This is a genomic window from Gordonia sp. YY1, from assembly GCF_009872315.1.
Classification (GTDB): Bacteria; Actinomycetota; Actinomycetes; order Mycobacteriales; family Mycobacteriaceae; genus Gordonia; species Gordonia amicalis.
Map to the genome: position 1 here is coordinate 1 of NZ_WXYI01000038.1, position 7,929 is coordinate 7,929.

General features: G+C 64.2%; 5 protein-coding genes and 4 pseudogenes. 3 read left to right on the top strand and 6 right to left on the bottom strand.

Annotation, left to right across the window (positions count from 1 at the left end; all coding sequences use genetic code 11):
• Positions 1–570 precede the first annotated feature (570 nt).
• The 3 pseudogenes from istB (BPODLACK_RS22810) to istB (BPODLACK_RS22820) form a co-directional block, all read left to right on the top strand.
• Positions 571–1,179 (top strand): annotated as a pseudogene (istB, locus tag BPODLACK_RS22810) (IS21-like element helper ATPase IstB); the annotation flags it as partial.
• 62 nt (positions 1,180–1,241) lie between these two features.
• A pseudogene (locus BPODLACK_RS22815) lies at positions 1,242–1,669 on the top strand (Mu transposase domain-containing protein); the annotation flags it as partial.
• A gap of 159 nt (positions 1,670–1,828) precedes the next feature.
• Positions 1,829–2,538: pseudogene (istB, locus tag BPODLACK_RS22820) on the top strand (IS21-like element helper ATPase IstB).
• Positions 2,539–2,815: 277 nt separating this feature from the next.
• Here istB (BPODLACK_RS22820) and BPODLACK_RS22825 read toward each other — a convergent pair.
• From BPODLACK_RS22825 to BPODLACK_RS23700, 6 genes and pseudogenes are all read right to left on the bottom strand, one after another.
• Positions 2,816–3,874, bottom strand: coding sequence for a BtrH N-terminal domain-containing protein (locus BPODLACK_RS22825; RefSeq protein ID WP_006437593.1), 1,059 nt, complete (start codon positions 3,872–3,874; stop codon positions 2,816–2,818).
• A gap of 115 nt (positions 3,875–3,989) precedes the next feature.
• The gene (locus BPODLACK_RS22830; RefSeq protein WP_005195131.1) at positions 3,990–4,664 is read right to left on the bottom strand and encodes a transglutaminase-like domain-containing protein; all 675 of its coding nucleotides are present in this window, start codon (positions 4,662–4,664) and stop codon (positions 3,990–3,992) included.
• The gene (locus BPODLACK_RS22835) at positions 4,661–5,860 is read right to left on the bottom strand and encodes an NAD(P)/FAD-dependent oxidoreductase (RefSeq protein WP_159406299.1); all 1,200 of its coding nucleotides are present in this window, start codon (positions 5,858–5,860) and stop codon (positions 4,661–4,663) included. The genes BPODLACK_RS22830 and BPODLACK_RS22835 overlap by 4 nt, the downstream gene beginning before the upstream one ends.
• Entirely contained in the window at positions 5,857–7,248 is a 1,392-nt protein-coding gene (locus BPODLACK_RS22840; protein WP_006437590.1) for a cytochrome P450, read from the bottom strand. The genes BPODLACK_RS22835 and BPODLACK_RS22840 overlap by 4 nt, the downstream gene beginning before the upstream one ends.
• A 25-nt stretch (positions 7,249–7,273) precedes the next feature.
• A complete protein-coding gene (locus tag BPODLACK_RS22845) occupies positions 7,274–7,594 on the bottom strand; it encodes a 2Fe-2S iron-sulfur cluster-binding protein (protein WP_159406300.1) in 321 nt (106 codons plus the stop codon).
• Positions 7,595–7,735: 141 nt separating this feature from the next.
• Positions 7,736–7,929 (bottom strand): annotated as a pseudogene (locus BPODLACK_RS23700) (IS21 family transposase); the annotation flags it as partial.

Consider the following 7,929-nt stretch of genomic DNA (forward strand, 5'->3'; position numbering starts at 1 on the left):
AGATCATCCTCGGGAAGGTGCGCCCACTTTCAACGCCCCCTCACCGAGGGTCATCCACAGGTTCTGATCATTGCTCTGGTTCACACGTGCACGCGCAATATGGTGACCACCCATACGGCTGGGACTCTTCCCAGGCCAGCAGAGCCGGTGGGCCGGGACAACGCTGTGCGGCGGTAGGTCGCTCCACTACACCCTGCTGGTGTATCGCGCGGCTCAGCCGGTGATCTGTCGGCAGTCGCGGCATCCCCTCCTACTGACCGGCGATGCAGACATACAGGCGGCGTGGTTGGCACAGCCAGGAGCAGGTCTATTCGGGTTTGGCCTGCTCACCGGTCTTGATCTTGACCGTACGCCGCCGGTCGGCGGCGGCCTCCAGACGGGTGTGGGCCTGGGTGCGGTAGGCGGGATCGCGTGGTCGTGGTCAGCTCGTATGGCGGCGGTCATTGGTTTCCGTCGGGGTTGTGGCGTAGGAAGGTTGCGAAGTCGCGGCGGCAGTGGTCGCGCGGGTGTCCTTGGGTGGCCGGTGTGGCGGGCGATCGCCGAGATCGTCCACCCCCGGTTGTGCAGTGCATGCGGTTCGCCTGCCTGCCCACCCCCGCCACCCTGGACGGGTTTGACTACGACGCCGCCCCCGGAGTCGACCGAGCATTGATCCGCGAACTGGGCACTTGCGCCTACCTCGAATCGGCCACCAACGTGCTGCTCATCGGACCGCCCGGCACCGGCAAAACCCACCTCGCCGTCGGGCTGGCGCATGCCGCGGTGCACGCCGGCTACCGCACGTATGTGACCACCGCCGCGGATCTGGCCGCCCGCTGCCACAAAGCCGCCATCGAGGGCCGCTGGGCCACCTGCATGCGATTCTTCGCCGGTCCCACCCTGCTGGTGATCGACGAACTCGGATACCTGCCGCTACCGGCCGAAGCCGCGTCAGCGCTGTTTCAAGTTGTGGCACAACGATATTTGAAGACAAGCATCGTGATCACCACCAACCGGTCAGTCGCCGAATGGGGTGAAGTCCTCGGCGACACCACCGTCGCCGCCGCCATGCTCGACCGACTGCTACACCGCTCCGTCGTGCTCAAACTCGACGGCGATTCCTACCGGCTACGCGACCACCACGCCCGCACCCAAAACCAGCGCACCGCCACCGCACCAACCCGACGGACGCTACAGTAGGAGCCGCCCACGGGTGGGGAATTTCAGTGAGCACACCTGGGGAAGTTTCTTGAGCCCCGTCAGCCGAAACCCGGCAGGTCTCCCGGCAGGCGTTGGTCGCCTGGCGGGGCAACCAGTACTCGGTACCGCCGGAGATCGCGATGAGTGAGGTCACCGGGCGAGAAGCGCTCGGCGACGACCATATCGACATCGCTACCGCCTCCGGGATCGTGATCGCCCGCCACCGGCTGGCCGCCCCGGGTTCGGGCGCCCAGGTCCGTGACCACGGTCACGTCATAGCGCTGGAAACCCTAGTGCTCGGCCCGCTTCAGGCGGTGGGCGTCCGCATCGCCGCAAGGAACGAATCCCGCCCGGAGAAGCCGCACGCGCCGCCGCACAAGCATTGCGCGACAAAATCTCTGGTCACGCCACCACCACCGATGCAACGGCCCCGGTGATCGATCTCGCCGTCTACGAACGTGCCGCACAGAACAGGAACACTCTGCCATGACCACGAAGAACACCTCCACTGCCTCTCCCACCGAGCCGCAATCGCCAGCAGCGGTCTCGGTGGATCAACAACTGCGCGGTCATCTGGCCACCCTCAAGCTCGATGCGGCTGCCCAGGCTTCCTGGGGTGCTGCAAACCGCCACCGACGAAGCCTGGACGATGACGCAGGCCCTGGAGCATCTGTTGGCGATCGAGGTCGACGCCACCGACGCCCGCCGACTGGCCGGCCGCCTACGGTTCGCGTGCCTGCCCACCACCGCGACGCTGGACTCGTTCGACTACGACGCCGCTCCCGGCGTGGACGCGGCTCTGGTCCGCGAACTGGGCACCTGCGCCTATCTCGAGTCGGCGACCAACGTGTTGCTCGTCGGGCCGCCGGGCACCGGAAAAACTCACCTCGCCGTCGGGTTGGCCCACGCTGCGGCGCATGCCGGCTACCGCACCTACGTGACTACCGCCGCTGATCTGGCCGCCCGCTGCCACAAAGCTGCGATCGAGGGCCGGTGGGCCACCACCATGCGGTTCTTCGCCGGCCCAACTCTTTTGGTGATTGACGAACTGGGCTACCTGCCGTTGCCCGCCGAAGCAGCCTCGCCCTGTTTCAGGTTGTGGCGCAACGGTATTTGAAGACCTCGATCGTGATCACCACCAACCGATCGGTCGCCGAATGGGGTGAAGTCCTCGGCGACACCACCGTCGCCGCCGCCATGCTCGACCGGCTCCTGCACCGCTCAGTCGTCATCAAACTCGACGGCGATTCCTACCGCCTACGCGACCAACCACGCCCGCACCCAAAACCAGCGCACCGCCACCACACCAACCCGACGGACGCTACAGTAGGAGCCACCCACGGGTGGGGAGTTCAGTGAGCACATCTGGGGAAGCTTCTTGAGCCTCGTCACACGGGGGACACGCCAATGCGGTCTGGACTTCAGACATCACCTATCTGACCTGCGGTGAAGGCGATATGTACCCGTGTGTGATCAAAGATGAGCACTCCCTAGCGCGTGTTGGTCGCGTAACCACGCTCCACTATGCGGGGGAACCTCACACCACTCATAACTGTTCTCATCGTGGAGTATCCGATTCCCCGACGGGTCACCGAGATCCGATTGGGGTCGCCGACACATTGATAGTTCCGTTCTTCTAAACGGCGGACCTTAGGGATCTGGCGGCGGAGTCCAGTGAGGTGGCGAGGCTCGACTCAGTGTCAGTTAGGACTGCCGCGGCCTCGATGACGTGGTCGAGCCGGGTAGCAGCGGTTGAGCCCTTGTGCACGGCCGCCTGAGCGACTGCTGTCCATGCTGCAGCCGCTCGGTGAGCATCTCTGGCGAGGTCGCTGGTTGCAGCGTCGCCTGTCAGGCGGGCGATGTCGTCGCAGCCACACGCGAGTAGTCGTCGGAACAGGCCACCACCCGTACCTGCCTTCTCGATGAATGCACCGAGACTGAATAGGTGGACTTCGAGCACGTCGGTGGGCAGCTCATGCCAGAGCATCACGTCAGAGGATAGTGCTAGGGCTGCGTCTATTCCGTGTGTCCCAGAGTGTTCGACAGGGCCGGCGATCGTGGATCCTGCGGGCGCGCGCATGCATGCCGCAGATTGCGCGAACGCCTCCGCAGCCACGACGGCGATTGACGGTAGCGCCTCGGGCCAGTCAATGCGGAAGAGCGTATGTCGGGTCGGCTCGGGGAAGGTCATCGAGCGTCGGGCTCGCGCCAGCGCGTCGAAGGGAACCTGTTGAATTTCGACGCGATCGTTGTCTGCGACGTAAGCGATTTCTGCGTCGCTGTCGTAGCCCACTATGACGATATCGTGGCGACTCATGCGCAACTGAACGCGCAGGTAGGGCAATTCAGCAATTTCGGCCCACACGAGCGCGGGCCGGCCGCGGTCGAGTTCGTCGCGGACGAGATCCCACCCTAGCTGGGGATCGTCGGTGGACCGGACCTCCACCGTAGCGCCGAGACGGCGGGGGAGGTCCATCTCGAAGTCAGGACCACGTCCTACCAGATACAACGGCGGCACGAGGGCGTCGGTGCGAACATACGTGAGCGAGAGTGCTCCGCCCAGAGCGAACACCAGACCCTCGTTCGGTGGCCCGTCGAAGCCTAGTCCCGCCCACTCCATCAAGTCGCGCATCGCGCTGGAGCCGCAATGGCCGCCCATCCGGTGTGGATAGGTGTCGAGCAACGACTCGGACATTGTCATGGTCTCCCTAGTGGTGGTGGACACTGTGGCGACGGGATCTGGCCGACAGGTGGTGGCACGGGTGTTCGAGCGGGCAGTGACCTGCGGCGGTAGCCCGCCGGAGCGCACACTATGCGCGGAATGCGTCGGACGGAGCTGGCCGTCCCGAGAAGATCAGAGGGCCGTAGGCATGCCGCAGGCCCGCCAGGATTTCCTCGAGGGGCAAGTCGTTGTAGACGCCGCGTTCGTGCACGTACTCCATGTGCGCGGAGCCGTCCGCCGCGTGCGCGTGAAACAACGCGTCGCGATCGCCGGTGAAGTCGATAGGTGGGACCCCGAATCGAGTGCACAATTCAATGTTGAACGCGGGTGTAGCTTTCAACCAGCGCCCCTCGATGTAGACGTGGCTGTATCCGTGATATACGAAGACGTCGGTTCCCATGAGTTCGCGCAGCGCGTCGGTCTGCAGATGATTGCGTACATCGGCGAAGCCGAGCCGGGCCGGTATGTTTGCAGCGCGGAACGCGGCTGTCAGTACGACCGCTTTGGGTACGCAGTACCCACGTCCGGACTCGATGACATGGCTGGCCCGGTAATGATCGGGCTTGTCAGAGACGGTGTAGGGGTCGTAACGGATCTGGTCTCGGACTGCGGCGAAGAGGCGCCGCGCCTTCTCGCGATCGGTGTCCGCGTCGCCGACCGCGTCTTGGGTGAAGGCCTGCACGGTCGCGTGATGGATGTCGAGGAAGGTCGATGCTGTGAGCGCCGCCGCCGGCCTTTCCGCTGCCGCGGGTGATGTGGTCATGGTGTGGCTCCGATCAGTTCGGACCTGTCGAGCGACGAACGCTGTGCGATCGTACGCTTCGCGTTCATGAAATCCTTGGGTCTGTTGACGCAGTCCGCGGCGATCAGCTCGCCGTCGTTGAAGTAGTAACAGGTGAAGTCACGGTCGTGGTCAGGGTCACCGCTGACCAGTACCTCGTCGTACCCGGTGTTGAGCCCGGCGATCTGCAGCTTCAGATCGTATTGATCGGACCAGAACCAAGGCAGCGCGGTGAGACCGGCTTCGTTGCCGCAGATGGTCGCTGCCGCGACCTTGGCCTGCTCGGTGGCGGCCGCCACACATTCGAGGCGGACGCGCCTGTCGTACCGTGCGATCCGTTGGTTGACGCAGTCGCCGGCGGCGACGATGTCGGGGTCGCTGGTGCGTGCATGGTCGTCGACGATGACTCCGTCGTCAACCTCGAGGCCCGCGGCGACCGCGAGATCCGTGTTGGGAATGATGCCGACACCGACGATGACGAGGTCCGCGGCCAGGGTCTCACCGTCGGCGAGGACCACCTCTTCGACTCGCCCCTCCCCGCGAAAACCCTCGACCAACGCGCTGGTGCGAACATCGACACCCTCGGTCCGGTGGATACGGTCGAAAAACCTCGAGACCACCGGCGCGGTCACCCGCTTGAGCACGCGTTCCGCAGCCTCGAGAACAGTGACGTTCACACCCAGAGCTCGAAGTGAGGCGGCCGTCTCCAGGCCGATATAGCCGCCGCCGACGATGACGGCCCGGCAACCTGGCACCACCGCGGCACGGATGGCCTCGACGTCGGTGGCAGTGCGCAAGTAGTGGACGCCCGTCAACTCGGCGCCCGGAACGGTCAGCGTGCGGGCGCGCGCGCCGGTGCACAGTGCCAGCGTGGCGTAAGACACCACGTCTCCACTGCTGAGGGTGACGGTGTGCGCGGAACGGTTGATCGCCGTCGCCGTTCCGTCCACGAGCTCGATCCGCTGCTTGTCGTAGAACTGACGTCCGCGGATCGCGCAGTCATCAAGCTGTGATGCACCTGCCAGGTATGCCTTGGACAGCGGTGGACGCTGGTAGGGGAGCCTGCCCTCGTCGCCGATCAGCAAGACATCCCCGGCCCATTTCTCCTTTCGGAGAGCGCCCGCGAGTTGGACGCCGGCGTGGCTCGCGCCGAGGATGACGACCTGATCAGCCGTCACATTTCCCCCTTGGGGGTCAGGCGAACCATCATCTTGCTGATCCCACGGACAAAGTTCGATTGCACGTACTCCGGCTCACCCACCACCTCGATGTTGTCGAAGCGAGGGAGGAGCTCCTCCCACAGGATGCGTAGCTGGAGCTCGGCGAGCCGGTTGCCCATGCAGCGGTGTACACCGAAACCGAACGCGATGTGGTTGCGGGCGTTGGCCCGGTCGATGATGAGCTCGTCTGGACGCTCGAAGACGCGCTCGTCTCGGTTGCCCGAGGCGTACCACATCACCACCTTGTCACCCTTGCGGATGAACTGGCCGCCGAGCATGACGTCCTTCTTGGCGACCCTGCGCATGTAGGCAAGAGGGGTCTGCCAGCGGATGATCTCCGACACCGCGTTGGGGATGAGGTCGGGGTTGGCCTTGAGCTTCTCGAACTGCTCGGGGTATTCGTTGAGGGCCAGCACTCCGCCGCTCATGGAGTTGCGGGTCGTGTCGTTGCCGCCGACGATCAGCAGCACGAGGTTGCCGAGGAACTCCATGGGGCGATCGTCGAGGAGGTTCTTGGTGTCCTCGTTGCTCTGCAGCATGGTGATGAGGTCGAAGCCAGGCTCTTCGCCAGCCACGGTACGTGCCGCCTTGTCCCGCCACAGCGAACTCAGGCCTTGCGCCATCGCGACCATCTCACGGAAGACCTTGTCGTTGTCCGAGGGGCCGCCGTTGGCCTGCTCCATCGAGGTCGCGAGGTCGGACCATTCGACCAGCTTGTGCCGCTTCTCGTAAGGGAAGTCAAGTAGCGTCGCGAGCATGCGTGCAGTGAGTTCGATCGACACAGTCTGGACCCAGTCAAACGGCTCGTTGAGTGGGAGGCCGTCGAGGACTTCGCGGACGCGCGCGCGGATGAGCCCCTCCATCTCGCGAAGGTTCTTCGGAGCCACCACGCCCTGCACTGCGGCGCGTTGCTTGTCGTGCCGGGGTGGATCCATCGCGATGAACATCGCGATGTCCATGAAACGCGGGGGCCTGCCGATGATGATGAACGGTTCGGCGGAGAACGCCTCGTGATTCTTGTCGACCGCGATGATGTCGGCGTGTCGCGTGACCGACCAGAACGGACCGAACGGGCTCTCCGAACGGAAGTGCACCGGCGCCTCGTTGCGGACACGCTCGAAGTACGAGCGCCACATACCCTGGCGATACAGGAACGGGTTGCTCAGGTCGATTTCGGCGAGATCGACCTCGTCCACCGGCGGGATCGGGGTCTCGGTGAAGATCTTCTGGCCGTCGGTCCTTGTGACGATTCGGCGGGTCTTGTCATAGACATGCGCGCCTCGGATCTGAAGGTCGATCGGGATCATTGATTGCGCCTTCTCGGCGACGGTGGTTGCGATGCTCATGATTGCATTCCTTCGTCGTTGCGGGTCAGAGTTGGAATTCTGGGAGGCGAACAGTCAGGCCGTCCCACTCCTCAGTCGCGATCATCTGGCAGGACAGCCGCGAGGTCTCTTCCCGTTCCGGATGCATGCTCAGCATCTCTTCCTCGTCCTCGCCGCTGTGCCCGACGGTCTTGATCCACGCCGGGTCGACAATGACGTGACACGTACCGCAGGCCGCTTCGCCACCACAATCACCGTCGATGCCGGGGATCGCTTCGTCGACGGCGGTCTGCATGAGCGACTTTCCCTCCACGAGATCGACTTTGTAGTCGTCTCCGTCGTGGGTGGTGTATGTGATCGTGGCCATGGCCACCTCCTTGCACGTATGAGGTTCCCCTTAAGTGTGTATGGGCGAATCCGACCGATCCATGTGCAAACGTTGCAATCTGTTGTTAATTTGGCTCACAAGATCCGGGACTGTCGATAAGGGGTCAGTTTCCGGCCGCCGTTGACACCAGTCCCACTGGGTTTCGGCGCCCGGCGGATGCTCGATCACCGTATTGGCCCGGTCGGTCGCGGTTGCACAGTCGGTGCATACCGGACGCAAGTCGCGCGCCCGGATCTACCGGGTCAACGTTTGATATGACTGCCGGTAGCCGAGGTCCTCGAGTTCGTCGCACAACGTGCGCGCCCACAGATGCG

Excerpts from the sequence above, each read along its gene's own strand:
- BPODLACK_RS22840 (WP_006437590.1), bottom strand. The coding sequence starts at position 7,248 with ATGAGCATCGCAACCACCGTCGCCGAGAAGGCGCAATCAATGATCCCG.
- BPODLACK_RS22845 (WP_159406300.1), bottom strand. The coding sequence starts at position 7,594 with ATGGCCACGATCACATACACCACCCACGACGGAGACGACTACAAAGTC.
- BPODLACK_RS22825 (WP_006437593.1), bottom strand. The coding sequence starts at position 3,874 with ATGTCCGAGTCGTTGCTCGACACCTATCCACACCGGATGGGCGGCCAT.
- BPODLACK_RS22830 (WP_005195131.1), bottom strand. The coding sequence starts at position 4,664 with ATGACCACATCACCCGCGGCAGCGGAAAGGCCGGCGGCGGCGCTCACA.